Annotated in this window: 20 protein-coding genes; 7 read left to right on the top strand and 13 right to left on the bottom strand. The window is 63.4% G+C overall.

Going from position 1 to position 17,555, the window contains the following annotated elements:
• Window positions 1-82 precede the first annotated feature (82 nt).
• Window positions 83-1,510: an aldehyde dehydrogenase family protein gene (locus tag DT070_RS16500; RefSeq protein ID WP_122956376.1), complete on the bottom strand. Its 1,428-nt coding sequence runs from the start codon at window positions 1,508-1,510 to the stop codon at window positions 83-85.
• A gap of 347 nt (window positions 1,511-1,857) precedes the next feature.
• On the opposite strand from DT070_RS16500, the gene DT070_RS16495 reads away from it, so the two are divergent.
• Complete coding sequence (locus DT070_RS16495; RefSeq protein ID WP_122956375.1) at window positions 1,858-2,163, top strand: hypothetical protein; 306 nt, start codon at window positions 1,858-1,860, stop codon at window positions 2,161-2,163.
• A 100-nt stretch (window positions 2,164-2,263) separates the two neighbouring features.
• On the opposite strand, the gene DT070_RS16490 is transcribed toward DT070_RS16495, so the two are convergent.
• The gene (locus DT070_RS16490) at window positions 2,264-3,289 is read right to left on the bottom strand and encodes an LD-carboxypeptidase (RefSeq protein WP_228778474.1); all 1,026 of its coding nucleotides are present in this window, start codon (window positions 3,287-3,289) and stop codon (window positions 2,264-2,266) included.
• 74 nt (window positions 3,290-3,363) lie between these two features.
• Between DT070_RS16490 and DT070_RS16485 the strand changes: the two genes are divergently transcribed.
• Entirely contained in the window at window positions 3,364-3,972 is a 609-nt protein-coding gene (locus DT070_RS16485; RefSeq protein WP_122956374.1) for a trimeric intracellular cation channel family protein, read from the top strand.
• Here DT070_RS16485 and tadA read toward each other — a convergent pair.
• The 7 genes from tadA to guaB form a co-directional block, all read right to left on the bottom strand.
• The gene (gene tadA / locus DT070_RS16480) at window positions 3,956-5,359 is read right to left on the bottom strand and encodes a tRNA adenosine(34) deaminase TadA (RefSeq protein ID WP_122956373.1); all 1,404 of its coding nucleotides are present in this window, start codon (window positions 5,357-5,359) and stop codon (window positions 3,956-3,958) included. The two genes, DT070_RS16485 and tadA, sit on opposite strands and share 17 nt — an antisense overlap.
• A gap of 75 nt (window positions 5,360-5,434) precedes the next feature.
• Entirely contained in the window at window positions 5,435-5,668 is a 234-nt protein-coding gene (locus DT070_RS16475; protein ID WP_122956372.1) for a hypothetical protein, read from the bottom strand.
• 1 nt (window position 5,669) lies between these two features.
• Window positions 5,670-6,308, bottom strand: a complete 639-nt coding sequence (locus DT070_RS16470) for an FMN-binding negative transcriptional regulator (protein WP_122957451.1) — start codon at window positions 6,306-6,308, stop codon at window positions 5,670-5,672.
• Between the two features lie 31 nt (window positions 6,309-6,339).
• A complete protein-coding gene (locus DT070_RS16465) occupies window positions 6,340-7,338 on the bottom strand; it encodes a GAF domain-containing protein (protein WP_122956371.1) in 999 nt (332 codons plus the stop codon).
• Between the two features lie 152 nt (window positions 7,339-7,490).
• Window positions 7,491-8,087, bottom strand: a complete 597-nt coding sequence (locus DT070_RS16460; RefSeq protein WP_122956370.1) for a 2'-5' RNA ligase family protein — start codon at window positions 8,085-8,087, stop codon at window positions 7,491-7,493.
• A gap of 12 nt (window positions 8,088-8,099) precedes the next feature.
• Window positions 8,100-9,719, bottom strand: a complete 1,620-nt coding sequence (guaA, locus tag DT070_RS16455; protein WP_122956369.1) for a glutamine-hydrolyzing GMP synthase — start codon at window positions 9,717-9,719, stop codon at window positions 8,100-8,102.
• 71 nt (window positions 9,720-9,790) lie between these two features.
• Entirely contained in the window at window positions 9,791-11,260 is a 1,470-nt protein-coding gene (gene guaB / locus DT070_RS16450; RefSeq protein WP_122956368.1) for an IMP dehydrogenase, read from the bottom strand.
• Between the two features lie 177 nt (window positions 11,261-11,437).
• Here guaB and DT070_RS16445 point away from each other — a divergent pair, with 177 nt between their 5' ends.
• The gene (locus tag DT070_RS16445) at window positions 11,438-11,974 is read left to right on the top strand and encodes a DUF4124 domain-containing protein (RefSeq protein ID WP_122956367.1); all 537 of its coding nucleotides are present in this window, start codon (window positions 11,438-11,440) and stop codon (window positions 11,972-11,974) included.
• A gap of 21 nt (window positions 11,975-11,995) precedes the next feature.
• Here DT070_RS16445 and DT070_RS16440 read toward each other — a convergent pair whose 3' ends face one another.
• Window positions 11,996-12,352, bottom strand: coding sequence for an RnfH family protein (locus tag DT070_RS16440; RefSeq protein WP_122956366.1), 357 nt, complete (start codon window positions 12,350-12,352; stop codon window positions 11,996-11,998).
• Window positions 12,339-12,785, bottom strand: coding sequence for a type II toxin-antitoxin system RatA family toxin (locus tag DT070_RS16435; RefSeq protein ID WP_122956365.1), 447 nt, complete (start codon window positions 12,783-12,785; stop codon window positions 12,339-12,341). Before DT070_RS16435 ends, DT070_RS16440 begins: the two co-directional genes overlap by 14 nt.
• An 86-nt stretch (window positions 12,786-12,871) precedes the next feature.
• Here DT070_RS16435 and smpB point away from each other — a divergent pair, with 86 nt between their 5' ends.
• The 4 genes from smpB (at window position 12,872) to DT070_RS16415 (ending at window position 15,433) form a co-directional block, all read left to right on the top strand.
• Window positions 12,872-13,405: an SsrA-binding protein SmpB gene (smpB, locus tag DT070_RS16430; protein WP_228778475.1), complete on the top strand. Its 534-nt coding sequence runs from the start codon at window positions 12,872-12,874 to the stop codon at window positions 13,403-13,405.
• A 153-nt stretch (window positions 13,406-13,558) separates the two neighbouring features.
• Window positions 13,559-13,933 carry a hypothetical protein gene (locus tag DT070_RS16425; RefSeq protein ID WP_122957450.1) on the top strand — a complete coding sequence of 125 codons (375 nt, stop codon included), beginning with the start codon at window positions 13,559-13,561 and terminating at the stop codon, window positions 13,931-13,933.
• 62 nt (window positions 13,934-13,995) lie between these two features.
• Window positions 13,996-14,535 (top strand): RNA polymerase sigma factor, encoded by a 540-nt coding sequence (locus DT070_RS16420; protein WP_122956364.1) that lies wholly within the window; start codon window positions 13,996-13,998, stop codon window positions 14,533-14,535.
• Between the two features lie 13 nt (window positions 14,536-14,548).
• Complete coding sequence (locus DT070_RS16415) at window positions 14,549-15,433, top strand: anti-sigma factor (protein ID WP_122956363.1); 885 nt, start codon at window positions 14,549-14,551, stop codon at window positions 15,431-15,433.
• Between the two features lie 101 nt (window positions 15,434-15,534).
• Here DT070_RS16415 and DT070_RS16410 read toward each other — a convergent pair whose 3' ends face one another.
• Window positions 15,535-16,662 (bottom strand): enoyl-CoA hydratase/isomerase family protein, encoded by a 1,128-nt coding sequence (locus DT070_RS16410; protein WP_122956362.1) that lies wholly within the window; start codon window positions 16,660-16,662, stop codon window positions 15,535-15,537.
• Between the two features lie 14 nt (window positions 16,663-16,676).
• Window positions 16,677-17,552, bottom strand: a complete 876-nt coding sequence (locus tag DT070_RS16405; protein WP_122956361.1) for a DMT family transporter — start codon at window positions 17,550-17,552, stop codon at window positions 16,677-16,679.
• Between the last annotated feature and the right edge of the window lie 3 nt (window positions 17,553-17,555).

Genomic DNA, 17,555 nt, shown 5'->3' with positions numbered 1-17,555 from the left:
TAAAACATAGCCATATGACCGGAGCTTGAATGCGGCGCGGCGGGCCGGATTCCGTTTTTCCCTGCCGGCCCCTGCCGGTATCTCAGGCCGCGGCGGGCTTGAGCTGCATTGCCTTGAATTCCAGGAACTCCTCAAACCCGTAGACGCCGTTCTCCCGCCCGTTGCCCGACTGCTTGTAGCCGCCAAACGGCGCCTGGCCATTGAAGGGCCCGCCGTTGATATCCACCTGCCCGGTACGCAACCGGCGTGCCACTTTCATGGCGCGCTCATCGGTGCCGGCCCACACGGCGCCGCCCAGCCCGTAAATCGTGCTGTTGGCGATGGCCACCGCCTCGTCTTCATCCTTGTACTGGATGACCACCAGCACGGGGCCGAAGATTTCTTCCTGCGCGAGCGTGTCCGTCGGCTTGATGCCCAGAATGGTGGGCTGGACAAAGTAGCCCCTGGCGATGGCCGGTGCGTCTGCGCCACCGGCGATCACATCCGCGCCCTCTTCAATGCCGGTGCGGATGAAGCCGAGCACGCGGTCGCGCTGCGCGGCGCTGACCAGCGGGCCCAGCCTGCTGGTTTCTTCCAGGCTGGGGCCAATGCTGAATTTGGCGATGGCGGCCTGGGCCAGCGCCTTGGCTTCTTCATAGCGGCTGGCCGGAACCAGCAGCCGGGTATGCGCCGAGCAGGTCTGCCCGCTGTTGAGCATGCAGGCCGACACCGTGCCTTTGACGGCCGCCTCGAAATTGGCGTCGTCCAGCACCAAGCTGGCCGACTTGCCGCCCAGCTCGAGCGCCACCCGCTTGACCGACTGGCTGGCCAGCTCGCCGACGCGCTTGCCGGCGCGGGTCGAACCGGTAAAGCTCACCATGTCGACTTCGGGATGCGTGGCCAGCACTTCGCCGACCACCGGGCCGGGGCCGTTGACGAGGTTGAAGACACCGGGCGGCAGGCCTGCCTCATGGATGATTTCGGCCAGGATCATGGCGTTGACGGGTGCGATTTCGCTCGGCTTGAGCACGACGGTGCAGCCGGCCACCATGGCGGGCGCGATTTTCAGCGTGATCTGGCTGAGCGGGAAGTTCCAGGGCGTGATGCAGCCCACCACGCCGATAGGCTCACGCACCACCAGCGAGTTGCCAACCTTTTTCTCCCACTCAAACTGGCGCGCCACCTTGGCAAAGTTGCCCCAATGCCAGGCCGGGCCGCCGACCTGCACCATGCGCGCCATCTTCAGCGGCATGCCCACCTCACGGGCAATGGCCAGCGCCAGGTCTTCGGTACGGGCCTTGACGCCGGCCGCCACCTTGTCGAGGTAGGCTGCGCGCGTCTCCACCGGCAAGCTGGACCAGCTGTCAAACGCGGCACGCGCCGCCAGCACGGCGGCTTCGGCCTCGGCGGCCGTGCCGGCGGGCACCGTCGCCATCAGTTCCTCGGTGCTGGAGTCATGAACCGGCAGGGTTTCGGAAGACTGGGCCTTGACCCATTGGCCGTTGATGTAGTGCGCGGGATAAACAGTCATTGAAGTGCTCATAGCGGTCAGGCAACCTGAAAAATGAAGGGATTCGGGGTTTTTTGGGGGTTATGGCGGGAAAAGGTCTTTTGGCTCACTCGTAAAAATTTGTGTAGGCCTAAAGATTTAAACAGTGTTCAATTCCAGAATCGACATGACATCTGGTTACTAACTCCTTGATTCATTTGTTGTTTTACGTTAACCATTTCACACAAAACAACTTGCATATGAACCCGGGCAGTCTTAATCTAACAGAAGAAGCCGTTCCATGGGAACGCAAACACATACCCACGGATGTCTGGTAGAAAGTTGTGAAACACATGCGCTGGTTAAAACCCAATCTGAAAAGCAGTTTCATGGCCTTGTTGGGGTCAGGCGAAGTGACACCTTCCGTGCTGGAAGACCGCACCGAAGAGATTCGCGAATTCATCCTCGACGAGCTCGGTGAATTCGGCGAAAAACACTATCCCAAAATTACCCGCCGCGTGCGCTATGCCCAGGACGTCCAGGGCCTCTGGTACACCCGAGGCGACGTGATGGCCGTACTGGCCGCCATGCATGGCGAAACCATCGCCCGCGAAAAGGTCAGCCGCATCAGCGACAAATTTAAAGGCATGCTTCCACGCGGCCTCAGCTCACGGTCAAGCCCACTGACCACCTGAAAAAAACTTTCAGTTTCTTCCTGGCCTCCAAGGTCCTTTAAACCAGCTTCGGCTGGTTTATTTTTGCCTGCCAGCAGCCGGAAACCGGGCTTTCAGCCCATCAATGGCCGTGATGTCCGTGGTGCCCATGATGGGCGTCGTGCGGGTGATGAGGCTCGTGCGAATGGTGATCGTGTTCACCGCCCAAGTGGCCCCAGAGCAGGAAAGCATCGCGGCCTTCCAGCGCCAGGGTGGTTTTCAGGCCCACGGGCAGCAGCACCTTGGTCGGCACATGGCCAAACGGCAGGCCGGTCAGCACGCGAGCCTTGACCTTGCTCTGCAGCCAGGTCACGACGGAGGCCAGTTTGAAGCCCTTGTCGTGGGGCACAAGTTTGTAGTTGGTGAACTGGCCAAAAATGATGGCCTTTTGCTGGGCCAGCACGCCCGCATACAACAGTTGCGTCAGCATGCGTTCGACCCGGTAAGGGTGCTCGCTGACATCCTCGATAAACAGGATGCCGCCTTTGACGGCCGGCAGGTAAGGCGTTCCGACCAGCGAAGACAGCATGGCCAGGTTGCCGCCCCACAGCACCGCATCTTTGATGATAAATCCATCTTTAGCCCTTGCCATGACTGGGCTTTCAGCTATTAAATCCATAGCAGACTTGGACAGCTGCCAGCCGGTGCCTTCGCCCTGCCCCGCAATCAGGTCGTCAAAGCAGGCTTCCATGATGTCGTCGGGCGCCTCGGCGCCGAAGTCTTCGCCCAGTGCGGGGCCGGCCCAGGTCACGGCGCCGGTTTTGGCCATCACCGCAATCTGGAAGGCCGTGAAGTCGCTCACGCCCACAAAACGGGTGCCGCCGGCAATGGCTTTGGCGACCGCTTTGTAATTGATGCCCGGCAGGATGCGCGTGAGGCCGTAGCCGCCACGGGAGATCAGGGCGATGTCGGCGCCGCTGGCCGCCGCGCGGTGAATGGCGGCCAGGCGGGTGTCGTCGTCGCCGGCAAAGCGCTGGTGGCGCGCCAGCGCGTCGGTGTCGACTTCGACCTCATGGCCCAGTGCCGTCAGGCGCTTGACGCCGCGTTTGAAGGCTGCCTTGTCGCGCACGGCGCTGGACGGGGAGTAGATATAGATATGTTTTTTCACGGCTGCAAGTATCCCACTGCCTCCGTACTGTCCCGGGCCCCTCTGCCAAGCGGCTGCGGGTATAAACGGCAACCATGCTTTTGTACCTGCTTGATCTCTTCGGTGTTGCCGTGTTTGCGGTGAGCGGCGCGCTGGCGGCCGGGCGCCTGCAGCTTGATTTGCTGGGCGTGCTGGTTCTGGCGTCACTGACAGCGATTGGCGGCGGCACGCTGCGGGATCTGCTGATGAACCGGCACCCGGTGTTCTGGATGGCCAACCCGGTCTATCTGGTGGTGATCTGCGCGGCGGCGCTGGGCACGGTGCTGTATGTGCAGCTCTTGCCGATCCCGGCTCAGGCCCTGCTGGTGGCCGATGCCGTCGGGCTGGCGGTATTTGCGCTGTCGGGTGCGCAACTGGCTGAAGCGGCCCGGCTCTCGCCGATCATCGTGGTGCTGATGGGCACCATGACCGGCGTGGCCGGTGGCGTGATGCGGGACATCTGCAGCAACCAGATCCCGCTGCTGCTGCGCCAGGACATCTACGCCAGCGCGGCGATTGCAGGGATTGCGCTTTACCTGGCCCTGAAGGCGCTCGGCCTCAAACCCTCCTGGGCGTTCGGAATCGGACTGGTGGCCGTGGCGGCGCTGCGGCTCAGTGCCATCTTCCTGGGCTGGCACTTGCCGGTCTTCAAGCTGCCGGCCTGAAAAACCGCAGCGCCTGCTGCACCACCGGCTCGCCGTGCTCCTGCACAAAATGCCCCGCCTGCGGCAGAACCACAGCCTCGCCGCAACCCCGGATCAAGGCCTGCAGTTGCCGCATGACGGGCGGGCCCAGCACCGGGTCTTGCGCCCCCACCACCATCAGCGCCTGGCCGGTCCAGTCGTTTTGCCAGAAGGCGCGCGCCTGGCGCGACACGGCCGCGCCGTCGGCATCGGGCGTGTCCGGCACCATGGGCGGAAAAGCGCGCAACGCGGCGCGGTGCCCCTTGTCGGGGAACGGCGCGTTGTAGGCCGCGCATTCCGCGGGGCTCATCTGCGGGTTGCCGCGGGCAAAAAGGCGCGCCACGTCGAACTCGGGGTTCTTGGCGCACATCTCACGCCAGGCGAGAAAGCCTGCGGGCAGCGGCGCATCGCCCGTGCCCAGCGTGGTGTTCATGACCAGCAGGCCCTGGTAGCGCTGCGGCGCGGCCATGGGCAGCGTGAGGCCCAGCAGCCCGCCCCAGTCCTGCACCACCAGCACGATGTTCTGCAGGTTGAGCCTTTCCACCAGTTCGAGCAATATCTGCCGGTGCCCGCTGAAGCTGTGAAAGCTGTCCTTCTTGGGTTTGTCGCTTTTGCCGAAACCGATCAGGTCGGGCGCCACCACCCGGTGCCCGGCTTGCAGCAGCGCGGGGATCATCTTGCGGTAGAGGTAGCTCCAGGCCGGGTTGCCGTGCAGGCAAAGGTAAGTCAACCCGCCCTCGCCACCCTCGCCCCCACCTTCACCTTCGTCCAGGTAGTGCATGCGCAAGCCGCCCAGCGCCGGTAAATCACTGAGATAGCGGGGTTGCCACGGGTAGCCCGGCAAGGCGGCGAATGCCGCGTCGGGCGTGCGCAGCGCGTCGTCGCGCAGCGGGTGCGCCAGCCTCGACTCCTCGCGTTTGTCGGAACGGCGCTGGCGAAAGAACTCCTGCAGCAATTCGCCGCAGGCCGGTGCCAGCACGCCGCCTTGCAACGCCGTCTGGTGGTTCAGTCGGGGCTCGGCAAACAGGTTGAGCACCGAGCCGGCCGCGCCCGTTTTGGGATCGGGCGCGCCAAACACCACCCGCTTGAGCCGCGCATGCAGCATGGCGCCGCTGCACATGGCGCAAGGCTCCAGCGTGACAAACAGCTCGCAGTCGTCGAGCCGGTAATTGCCCAGCGCACGCGCCGCGGCGCGCAGGGCCACGATCTCGGCGTGGGCTGTCGGGTCATGGCCGTCTACCGGTGCATTGCGGCCGGTGGCAATCACCTCGCCGCGGCGCACCACCACGGCGCCCACAGGCACTTCGCCTGCCGCAGCGGCCGCGCGGGCTTCTGCCAGCGCCTGTTGCATGAAGGTGGCGTCGCTCATCGTTGCTGTTTGCTATTATTTTGATAGCTGAAAGCCAATATACCACCTTGGCTAGAGCCTGTTTTCATTAAAAATTCACTTGTCATCAGTCGGCATGGGTCGTGCCTGCTGCAGGGTGCCTTGCAGGGCCTCCTTGACCTGCTGCTGCACTTGCTGGCCCTGCGCTTGCGGCGTCGCGCCGGGAGAAACAGCGGGCATGCCGGCCGCAGGTGGCGCCGCAGTCACCTGGCTGCCCAATTGCTTCTTGACCACGAAGCCCACGATGGCCAGGACGACCAGCAGGCTCACGATGCTGAAAACAGCGCGCACGTCAAACCTCCGGCGATGCGTTGTCTGCACCCGCCATGCCCAGGCGGTCCATCCAGCCGGCCAGGCCGCGCTCGTTTTCGTTGCCGGCCGCGTACATCGCCTTCATCGCGGCGTGGGACTCGGGCCGGTGCTGGTTGATCTTCACCTTGCACTGCAAGTCGGTGACCTGCAGTTCAAACGCCACGATGCCCATCATCATCTTGTGGCCGAACTCCTCGCCGAGGTCGCGCCACTGCTGGGCATAGGGCGGCTCATGGTCGCCGATCAGCTTTTTCAGCAAGGCGTCCTTGCCCACCGGGTCTTCGATCAGCGTGGCCTGCACGGTGCAATGCACGGCGAGGTAGTTCCAGGTCGGCACGCGCGCCAGGTCGGGGTAGACCTTGGGCGACAGGTAGGCATGGGGCCCGAGAAACGTGACCACCGCCTGGGGCCGCGCCTGCAGGTAGCGCCAGTGCTGGTTGGGCTTGGCCACGTGGCCCAGCAGCACCAGTTGCTCGCCGCGATCTTCCAGATGCAGCGGCAAATGCGTGACGTAGGGCAGACCGGTGTCGTCGATGCTGATCAGGCTGGCAAAAGGATGTTCCTGGATCAGCGCCGCAGCCTTTGCGCGGTCGCCTTTGAATTGGGGCGGCGTGTACATGGCCTGAAGCATAGGCCAAAAACAGGGAAATTCAGGCGGCGCGGGTCAGCAGCGCATGTGCCCACAGCTTGTCGGCGCTGGCTTTGGGGCCCAGATCTGCCAGCCACGACACGCGAATCGAAAGCGCAATGTCGAGCCTGAGCTTGCTGCCCGGCAAGTTCACTGTGGCAGAAGGAAAGGAGAGCTTGGCCAGTTCCTCTTCCAGCGCCATGGCTGATTTGGCCGGCACCAGCGCGCAAAAATCATGGGGGCCCAGGCGCGCAAGGGCGCCATTTTGCGGCAGCCGCTGCCGCAGGACTTGCGCCAGCATCAACGTCAGGGCGTCGTGGTTGGAAAAGCCGGCGACCTCGGCGACCTCTTCGAGGTTGTCCACGCGCAAGCTGCAGACCGCCAGGTCGGTCGCGTTGGCACGTGCATCTTCAACCCCCAACGCGAGCAGCTCACGAAATCCCCGGATGTTCCAGCAGCCGGTCAGCGGATCGAGGGCTCCTTTGCGCTGCAGTGCGGAAAGCCGCATCATCAGCTTGCCTTGCAGGCTGGACATCGCCCTGACCCTCAATTCGGCTTCGGCCATGGCCGCCAGGTCTCTCAGCGCCTCCCACTCTTCAGGCCCGAAGGTGCGCGGCATGGTGTCGATCACGCAGAGCGAGCCGACCGGCAGGCCGGGCGCGATTTCAAGCGGCCAACCGAGGTAAGAGCGAATTCCGGGTGGGCCCAGCACCAGCGGATTGTCATGAAACCGGATGTCTTCCCAGGCGTCCGGGATGCACAGGGGTTTGTTGATCGCCACGGCGTGGCCGCAGAAAGAGATGTCCCGTGCGGTGTGGTCGACCTCGATGCCCTGCACCGAGCGAAACCACTGCTCATCCTCTTCAACGATGGAGATCAGGGAAATCGGCACATCGAGCAGCCTTTTGGCGGTGCGGGTGATGCGATCAAACCGCTCCTCACGCGGTGCATATGCACAAAAGCCGTTGCGCAAGGCATCCAGGCGCTCGTTGTCGGTGTCCGGAATGGGGGCTAGGAGCATCGCAATCAATCAGGGAAAGGCAAAAAAAAGCCGAATGTGCACCAAAGTATTACGCAAATGGCCAGGCACCGGATTCAAAAGCGCCAAAACATCTGTTTCCGACAGGGATTAAGGCAGTGTGCGATCCGCGGAGACAGCAGGCCTGGTGCGTTTCAGGCGCCGCGGCCCGACAACGGCCAGCGCTCCAGGTGCACATGTCGGGTTTCGCCCAGGAGGCTGTGCACCAGAACCATTTCCGTCGCCGTCCAACCAATGGCCGGCACCGGCGTTGGCGGCAGCAACTGGTCGTCGTAGAGCAAGGTCACGTGCGGCGTATAAGGGCCTTTGGCCCATTGACCCAGGTTGCCCTGCTTGAGCGCGGTGCCAAGCGTTTGCTGAAAGGCCAGCAAATCCGCCAGACCGTCATTCCCGCGCAAAACCAGAGGCCGGCTACGGGGCTTGCCGGCAAAGCTTTCGGCGCGGTTGAACGCGACCTGAAACGGCGCTGCGCCGGCTGCGGTCTTTCGCGCTGCGGTACCGGCCTGCCTGATGATGTCGGGCGGCAGACCGGCGTAGTCGCCCAAATGGTTCAAGGTGATGTGAAAGCGTGCCGCCTCGAGCGGCCGGCCGCGCAACCCGTGGTCTGCGCGGAGCCGGCCGGCCAGCGAGGCGATCTCCAGGGCAATCTCCGGCGGCGGGAACAGCGCCAGAAAAAGGCGGTCAGTTGCCTTGGGCTCGTCAAACCCCGGAAATGACGACTGCGCTGACATGCCGTGGCCGCTTTATTCCCACTCGATCGTCGCCGGCGGCTTGCTGCTGACGTCGTAGGTCACGCGGTTGATGCCGCGCACTTCGTTGATGATGCGGCCGGAGACCTTTTTGAGCAGTGCATAGGGCAGCTCGGCCCAGTCAGCCGTCATGAAGTCGCTGGTCTGCACCGCGCGCAAGGCCACCACGTAGTCGTAGGTGCGGCCGTCGCCCATCACGCCCACGCTCTTGACCGGCAAAAACACGGTGAAGGCCTGGCTGGTCAGGTCGTACCAGGTTTTGCCGGTTTCCGCGTCCTTGAAGTTGCGCAGCTCTTCGATGAAGATCGCGTCGGCGCGGCGCAGCAGGTCGGCGTATTCCTTTTTGACTTCACCCAGGATGCGCACGCCCAGGCCCGGGCCGGGGAACGGGTGGCGGTAAACCATATCGTGCGGCAGGCCCAGCGCAACACCCAGTTCGCGAACCTCATCCTTGAACAGCTCGCGAAGGGGCTCGAGCAGCTTCAGGCCCAGTTGCTCAGGCAGGCCGCCCACGTTGTGGTGGCTTTTGATGGTGACGGCTTTTTTGCTCTTGGCGCCGCCCGACTCAATTACGTCAGGGTAAATGGTGCCTTGGGCCAGCCATTTGGCGCCCTTGTGGCCGCCGGTGCCGGCTTTGAGCCGCGCGGCCTCGGCCTTGAAAACTTCAACGAATTCGCGGCCGATGATCTTGCGTTTGGCCTCCGGCTCGCTGACACCTGCGAGATGGCCGAGGAACTGGCCGGCTGCGTCCACACGAATCACATTGGCATGCAGCTTGCCGACAAACATCTCCATGACCATGTCGCCTTCATTGAGGCGAAGCAGGCCGTGGTCGACGAACACGCAGGTCAGCTGGTCGCCGATGGCGCGGTGGATCAGCGCAGCGGCCACCGATGAATCAACACCGCCCGAGAGACCCAGGATGACTTCCTCGTCGCCCACCTGCGCACGGATCTTCTCGACCGCCTCGCTGATGTAGTCGCCCATGACCCAGTCCTGGCGGGTGCCGCAGATATCCAGCACAAAACGCTTGAGGATGGCGTTGCCCTGCTTGGTGTGGGTGACTTCGGGGTGGAACTGCACCGCGTAAAAGCGGCGGTCTTCGTCAGCCATGCCGGCGATGGGGCAGGAATCGGTCGACGCCATGAGCTTGAAGCCCGGCGGCATTTCGGTGACCTTGTCGCCGTGGCTCATCCAGACGTCGAGCATGCCCTGGCCTTCGGCTGTGGTGTAGTCGGCGATGTCCTTGAGCAAGGCGGTGTGGCCGCGGGCCCGCACGTCGGCGGAGCCGAATTCGCGTTTGTGGCCGCCCTCAACCTTGCCGCCCAGCTGGTGCGCCATGGCCTGCATGCCGTAGCAGATGCCCAGCACCGGAAGGCCCAGTTCAAAGACGGCTTGCGGCGCCTTGTCGGTGGTTTCTTCGTAAATGCTGGCGTGGCTGCCCGACAGGATGACGCCCTTGAGCGTGCCGTCTTTGGCGTATTCGCGGACCCAATCGTCGCTGACATCGCAGGGATGCACTTCGCAAAACACGTGGGCGTCGCGCACACGGCGGGCAATCAGCTGGGTGACCTGGGAACCGAAATCGAGGATGAGGATTTTCTGGTGCTGCATGAGGGTGTTACTCCAAGGCAAAAAAAGAAAAAGGCGTCTGGTTTATCAGACGCCTTGGGCCGCTGTCAGGCTCAATCAGCCCGGTAGTTCGGCGCTTCCTTGGTGATCTGTACGTCGTGGACATGGCTTTCGCGTATGCCGGCGGACGTGATTTCCACAAACTCGGCCTTGTCGCGCATGTCTTCGATGGTGGGGCAACCGCAGTAACCCATGCTGGCCCGCAGACCGCCGGCCATCTGAAACACGATGGCGACCATGGAACCCTTGTAAGGAACGCGGCCTTCAATGCCCTCGGGGACCAGTTTGTCGGCGTTGGGGTTGCCGGTGCTTGATTCCTGGAAGTAGCGGTCGGCGCTGCCCTGCTGCATCGCGCCAATGCTGCCCATGCCGCGGTAGCTCTTGTAGCTGCGGCCCTGGAACAGGATGACTTCGCCCGGCGCTTCTTCGGTACCGGCGAACATGCCGCCCATCATCACCGTGTTGGCGCCCGCCGCGATGGCCTTGGCGATGTCGCCGCTGTAGCGGATGCCGCCGTCGCCGATGAGCGGAACGCCGGTGCCGCGCAAGGCCGTGGCCACGTTGTCGATGGCCATGATCTGGGGCACGCCCACGCCGGCGACGATACGGGTGGTACAGATGCTGCCGGGGCCGATGCCGACCTTGACGCCGTCGGCGCCGGCCTCAACCAATGCGAGCGCCGCGGCGCCGGTCGCGATGTTACCGCCGATCACGTCGACCTGGGGGTAGTTCTGCTTGACCCAGCGCACCCGGTCGAGCACACCCTTGCTGTGGCCGTGGGCGGTGTCCACCACGATGGCGTCAACGCCGGCCTTGACCAGCGCTTCGACGCGTTCCTCAGTGCCCTCACCCACGCCGACCGCGGCGCCCACGCGCAGCTGGCCGTGCGAGTCGCGTGCAGCATTCGGGAAGGTGGTTTGTTTGGTGATGTCCTTGACGGTGATCAGGCCCTTGAGCTCGAAATTGTCATTGACCAGCAGCACGCGCTCGAGGCGGTGCTTGTTGAGCAGCGCCTTGGCGTCGGCCAGCGAGGCGGTTTCGGAAATGGTGATCAGGCGCTCGCGCGGCGTCATGATGGTGCTGACCGGCACGTCCATGCGCGATTCGAAGCGCATGTCACGCCCCGTCACGATGCCGACGACCCGGCCGCCATCAATGACCGGGAATCCGGAAATGCCGAGCTGCTCGCTCAGCGCCATGACCTGGCGCACCGTGTGGGTGGGAGTGATGACAACCGGGTCGCGCAGCACGCCGCTTTCGTAGCGCTTGACCTTGGCGACCTCGGCGGCCTGCTGCTGGGCCGTGAGGTTCTTGTGAACGATGCCGATGCCGCCTTCTTGCGCAATGGCGATGGCCAGCCGGGCTTCAGTGACCGTGTCCATGGCGGCCGACACGAGCGGCAGATTCAGGCGGATGTTTCGGGAGAACTGGGTGGAAAGTGAAGTGTCCTTGGGCAGGACCTGGGAGAACGCTGGCACCAACAATACGTCGTCGAAGGTGAGCGCTTTGCCGAGTAGGCGCATAGGGATGGCTCCAAAAACACGATTGTACCCTTGTCGTAAAGACCCGTCGGTACTAACCCTAGCGTCCCTGGCGCCGCCGGGGCAGCTTGCGGCGCACCTGTTGCTCTGCGGTTGTAAAAAGGCTGCTTTGCACCGCGACAGCCAACAATCCGCACGGCGCGGCGCTACACTCGCAAAATGGACCTCAAACTCGTTTCAAGAACACTCCTCCTGGCCTTGGCCGGCGTGTCTTTCACCATCCCGGCGCTGGCCCAGTGGCAATGGATCGACAAGGACGGCCGCAAGGTCTACAGCGACCGCTCGCCGCCTGCCGACATCCAGGAAAAAAACATTCTGAAAAGGCCGGCCGGATCCCGGATGGTTGCGGCGCCCGTTGCGCCTGAAGATTCAGCGGCAGCACCGGCTCCAGCAGGCGCTGCACCCAAACCCAACGCAGGCACTGCCCCCAAGCTTTCGGGCAAAGACACCCAGCTGGAAGCCAAAAAGAAGCAGGCCGACGAAGAAGAAGCGGCCAAAAAGAAGGCCGACGAGGAAAAAGTCGCCAAGGCAAGGGCCGACAACTGTGAGCGCGCCAAAAAAGCCCAGGCCAATCTGCAGGCCGGCGTCAGAATGGCTGCGGTCAACGCCAAGGGCGAGCGGGAAATCATGGATGACAACGCCAAGGCCGCAGAAACAAAGCGCGTTCAAGCGATTATTGACAGCGATTGCAAATAGGCCGCATGGCCCTGTGATGGCTTAGTAGCCCGCTTTGGCGCCCATCCGGGTTTTGGCAAAAAGCCCTGCCCGTTTTGCGCCCTGCCGGCGGAACCGCTCACGCCGGGCGACTTTCGGGTCCACACGCAGGCCGCGATAGATTTCCACCCTGTCACCCTCCAGCAGCACATGCCCGGGCACGGTTTTGCGGCCCCAGATGCCCAGCACCGGCCGGCTCGCCTGCAGTTCCGGAAATTCATCCAGCACCCCGCAGGCCGCCAGTGCCTTGGCAACAGTTGTTCCGGCGGGGATCTTGACTTGCCATTCGCGCACCTGCCGGGGCGCGGGCGAATAAACGATAGCGACCGCCAGGAGCGCCGTGGCCTCAGCCTTCGCCATAGACGTCCGACGCCCGCTTGACGAAGGCATCGACCAGGCTGCCGGCGATCTTTTCAAACACGGGCCCGACCAGGGCCGCCAGCGCTGCGTTGTCGAAGTCATAGCGCAGGGTGAACTCGACCTTGCAGGCCCTTTCGCCGCCCTTGCCTACCGGCGTGAAATCCCAATGCCCGTCGAGTTTTGAAAAGGGGCCGTCGACCAGCTTGAGGCTGACCTTGCGGTCTTTCTGGTGCGTGTTGCGGGTGGTGAAGCTTTGCGTGAGGCCGGCAAACGAAATGCCGACCTTGGCGGTCATGCCGTTGGCATCTTCCTCCAGCACCGAAGCCTGGTCGCACCAGGGCAAAAACTCGGGATACCTGGCGATATCCGTCACAAGCGCAAACATCTCGGCGGCGCTGTACCAAATTAAAACGGACTTGTGAACGGTTTTCATACAATCAGGGTCTGGGCGCAATTGTCAATTGTATTAGCCGCGTTGCTGACACTGTACTTTCCAGATTTCGCCCTTATCTCTTATCCATGGCCACCAAAGAAGCATCCTCCTCGAAAAAATCGGCCGCAACGCCTTCCGCCAATCTCTCCCCCAAGGCAGCTGCGGCGGCCGTGCGCATTGCCGACAACAAAAAAGCGCTTTTCAATTACCACATTGAAGAGCGCTTTGAAGCGGGCATGGTGCTGGAAGGCTGGGAGGTGAAGTCCCTGCGCGAAGGCAAGGTGCAGCTGACCGACGGTTATGTGGTGGTGCGCGGCGGTGAGCTTTTTATCATCGGCTGCCAGATCAACCCGCTGGGCACGGCTTCGACCCATGTGCGTCCGGACTCGGTGCGCACCAAGAAGCTCTTGATGCACAAGGAAGAGATCCGCCGCCTGATCGGCAAAGTCGAGCAAAAAGGCTTCACGCTGGTGCCGCTGAACATGCACTGGAAGGCCGGCAAGGTGAAATGCGAAATCGGCCTGGCCAAGGGCAAGGGCGAGCACGACAAGCGCGACACCATCAAGGACCGCGAAGGCAAACGCGAGGTGGAGCGCGCGATGAAGTCCCGCAACCGCTGATCGGCAGGCACGCGGCCGGCTGGCCGCAGCACATCCGTTTATTTTTCTCCGGCGATGGAATAAACCGGCCCCGGCCGGTGTTTATCCGTGTGCAGCCGCGTCAAACGTGGCGTGCAAACCGATACCCTGCCCACCACCACACCGGAGAATTCCATGAAATTGCTGTCCACCGCCCTTTTGACGGCCGCCCTGCTCGGCGGCTGCGCCTCCATGACTGCCAGCAGCCCGGCCAAAGTCGCCGACGGCGTGCTGGTGGGCCCCAACGGCATGACGCTGTATGTCTTTGACCGCGACGCGGCAGGCAGCGGAAAGTCTGTCTGCAACGGCCCTTGCGCGACCAACTGGCCGCCGCTGATGGCCGCAGACGCCGACAAAGCCGCCGGTGACTACAGCGTCATCACACGCGACGACGGCAAGAAACAATGGGCCATGAAGGGCAAGCCGCTTTACTACTGGGCCAAGGATGCCAAGCCCGGCGACAAGACCGGTGATGGCTTCATGAATGTCTGGCACGTCGTCAAGCCCTGACGCCGCAATGCTGTGAGGCCTGCAGCTGACTTCGCTACGATGGCCGCAGGCATCCCCAACCCATGGCCCCGCTGACCGACCACATCCCCAGCCTGCGCCGCTATGCGCGCGCGCTGACGGGTGACGCCTGGATGGCGGACGACCTGGTGCAGGACACGCTGGAGCGGGCCTGCACCAAATGGCGCTTGTGGGCGGTGGGCAGCGACTTGCGCGCGTGGCTCTTCACGCTGATGCACAACATTTTTATCAACCAGGTTCGGCGCTCTGTGCGACAGGCGGCAGCCGGCGCCACCGTCAATGTCGATGACGTCGAGCACGAAATGGCCGCACCCGAAGCCGGCACGGCGCAGTCGCTGGACTTGCAGCGCTGCCTGCTGCGACTGCCCGAAGACCAGCGGGTGGTGTTGCTGCTGGTCAGCCTGGAAGACCTTTCGTATGACGAAGTCGCCAAAATCACCGGTGTGCCTGTCGGGACCGTCATGTCGCGCCTGTCGCGGGCGCGCAGCCGCCTGCGGGAATTGATGGACGCACCGGCCATGCCCGCCACACCCGCTACCCCCGCCGAAACCGGTGCACCCCCGCAGCTCAGGCGCCTGAAATAAAGGCATGACGACCATGGACAAACCGCAAGGCACTTCCCTTGACCCTCACGGCGAACCGATGCACGACCAGATCAATGCCATGGTCGACGGCCAGTTGCCGCCCGCACGGCGTGCGGAGCTGGAGGCCCTGCTGGCCGGCGATGCCGCTGCCCGCGAGACCCTGGCCGCGTGGAAGTCCCAACGCGAGGCCTTGCGCGCGCTGCACCGCCCGGTGCTGGACGAAGCCATTCCCGATGCGCTGCTGGCGGCAGCGCGGCGCGGCGAGGCCGGCAGGCGCCGGATCGGGCAATGGCAGCGCTGGGGCGGCATGGCGGCGGCGGTGATGCTGGCTTTTGGTGTGGGCTGGCTGTCGCGTGGCCAGATCGGCGGCCCGGCGCGGGGGCAGCTTGCGATGCAATCTTCCCAATCCTTTGTACGCCAGGCCTCGCTGGCGCACGCGGTGTTCTCACCCGAGGTGCGCCACCCGGTCGAGGTCACAGCCGCGCAGCAAGACCATCTGGTGCAGTGGCTGTCCAAACGTGTGGGGCGCCCGCTGAAGGTTCCGGTGCTGGCTTCGCAAGGCTATGAGCTGGTCGGCGGGCGGCTGCTGTCCGGTGACGGCGGCGCCCGGGCGCAGTTCATGTTCCAGAACGCGGCCGGCCTGCGTTTGACGCTGTACCTGGGGGCGCTGGATGCCACCGCTTCCGGTGCTTCCGGTGCTTCCGGTGCTTCAGTCAGCCTTGCACCTCCCCCGGTTGCACCCCAGCCTGGCAGCCTGGAAACCGCCTTCCGCTACAGCGGCGACGGGCCTGTGCCCTCGTTTTATTGGGTGGACCAGGGCTTTGGGTATGCGCTGAGCGGCGCAGTTTCACGGGAAGAGCTGATGAGGCTGGCGCAGCTGGTGTATCAGCAACTCTGAGGCCCGGCCCGCAAATTTAAATGAAATCCGCCTCCAGCCCAGGCGGTACATAGGCTTTCAGCTATCGATTTAATAGCGTAACTGGCCTGGTAAAGCGCTTTTTACGTCAAGCCACGCAAAGGATGCGTTTGGGCCGTCCACGGGCTGGCAAAAAACGCTTTCACCATGTCCGGCTTCACGTCTTCAATGCGCGCCGGGTTCCACTGCGGTTTGTAATCCTTGTCGATAGCCAGCGCGCGTATGCCCTCGACGGTCTCGCTCGCCGTGCCTGGCCGCAAGTGAAAGCACTGGTGCACCATGTCTCGCTCCATGCGCAGGTTGTCCGCCAGGCTAATGCTGCGGGCGCGGCGGATCTGCTCGAGCGTCACGTGCAGCATCAAGGGCGAGCGTTTGCGCAGGGTGGCCGCCGTTTTGACGGCCCAAGGCTCGGACGAAGCTTCCAGCGCGTCGACGATGTGTTTCACGCGGTCCAGCGAGAAATAAGTGTCGATTTGGCCTCCAGCCCAGGTGGAACCTGGACTTTTAGCTATCAATTCAGTAGCAATCCATCGCTCAGCATCTGCGGTCGAAGCAAATGACTCATTGCCCAGGGCGTCCCACAGCGCCGGCTGGCGCGCTGCATCGACCTTGACGTCCGCCAGCCCGTAAGCCAGCGCGTCGTCTGCACCGATGACGTCGCCCGTCAGCGCAAGGTATTCGCCGGCGTGTCCGGGGCAGCGGCTCAGGAAGTAGCCACCGCCCACGTCCGGAAACAGCCCGATGTTGGTCTCCGGCATGGCCATCTTGGTGTGTTCCGTCACGATGCGCACACGCGCGCCCTGGCTGATGCCCATGCCGCCGCCCATGACCACGCCGTCCATGAAGGCGATGTACGGCTTGGGATAGGTGTGGATCAGGTGGTTGAGGGCATATTCCTCGGTGAAGAAGTCTTCGAGCGCCGGGTCACCGGCCAGCACGGCCTGGTGAAAGAAGCGGATGTCGCCGCCCGCCGAGAAACCGCCAAAAAGGCTTTCAGGCGTGCCGGGCTGTCCTTTTTTGTTGGAGCCGCGAATCGCCACGACCTGCACCGACGCATCGTCACGCCAGGCCAGCAAGGCCTGGGTCAGGTCCCGGATCATCTGCAGCGACAGCGCGTTGAGCGCCTTGGGCCGGTTCAGGGTGATGAGCCCGGCGTTTGCACGCCGCTCCACCAGCACCTCGGTTTTGCTTTCCGCATTCATTCCGCTCATTCCACTGATTCCACTCATGCCCGCTGCCTCCATCCAATCAGTTCATTGACCACCAATGCGCCTATGACCAGCGCACCGCCGGTCAGCACGCTGGCGCCGGGCACTTCGCCCGCGCCAAACCAGGCCAGCAAAATCCCGAAAATCACTTCCAGCAGCGCCAGCAAGGCCACTTCGGGCGCCTTGAGGACGCCGGCGCACATTACCGACAACACGCAGGGAATGGCCAGCTGGACCAGGCCCAGCAAGGCCAGCAGGCCGATGTCGTGCGGCGTCGCGGAAAACGGAAACGACAGCGGCAAGGTCGCCAGCGTCGAAATCACCGCACCCACCAGCACGGCCGGCACCAGGTCGATGTTTTTGCCGTGCGCGCGGCTGTGCTGCACCACCGTCCAGTTGCTAGCGCTGGCCAGCGGCACCATCAGGGCCACCAGCGTGCCGCCCAGGTGGCTGGAAAGGTCCATTTGCCCGCCGTACATCCAGGCAATACCGGCGCCGGCCATGGCAATGGCCAGCCAGGTGCGGCCGGGGATTTTGTGGCCGATAAAGGCCCGGGCCAGCAAGGCCGTGATGAAGGGGCTGACCGCCATGGTCACCAGCACATTGGCCACCGTGGTGAGCGTCAGCGCCACCATGAAAGCCGTGAACATCACGCTCCAGCAAAAGCCGGAGATCCAGAGCGCCGAGCCGCCGTTGCGGATTTTGGTGAAGACTGCCCTGCCCTGCCACAACGGCAGGATCACCAGCAGCGAGACCACCGTGAAAAAGCTGCGCCAGAACGTGACCTCAAAGCTGCGTGCCGACTCCAGGTGACGCGTGACCACACCCGCAATCGACCACATCATCGTCACGAGGATCATCAGGAAAACGGCTTTGGAATGCGTGAGTTTCATGGG

Source organism: Polaromonas sp. SP1, assembly GCF_003711205.1.
Classification (GTDB): Bacteria; Pseudomonadota; Gammaproteobacteria; order Burkholderiales; family Burkholderiaceae_C; genus Polaromonas.
The sequence above is the reverse complement of the archived record's forward strand: the minus strand, read 5'-3'. Positions and strand labels throughout refer to the sequence as shown.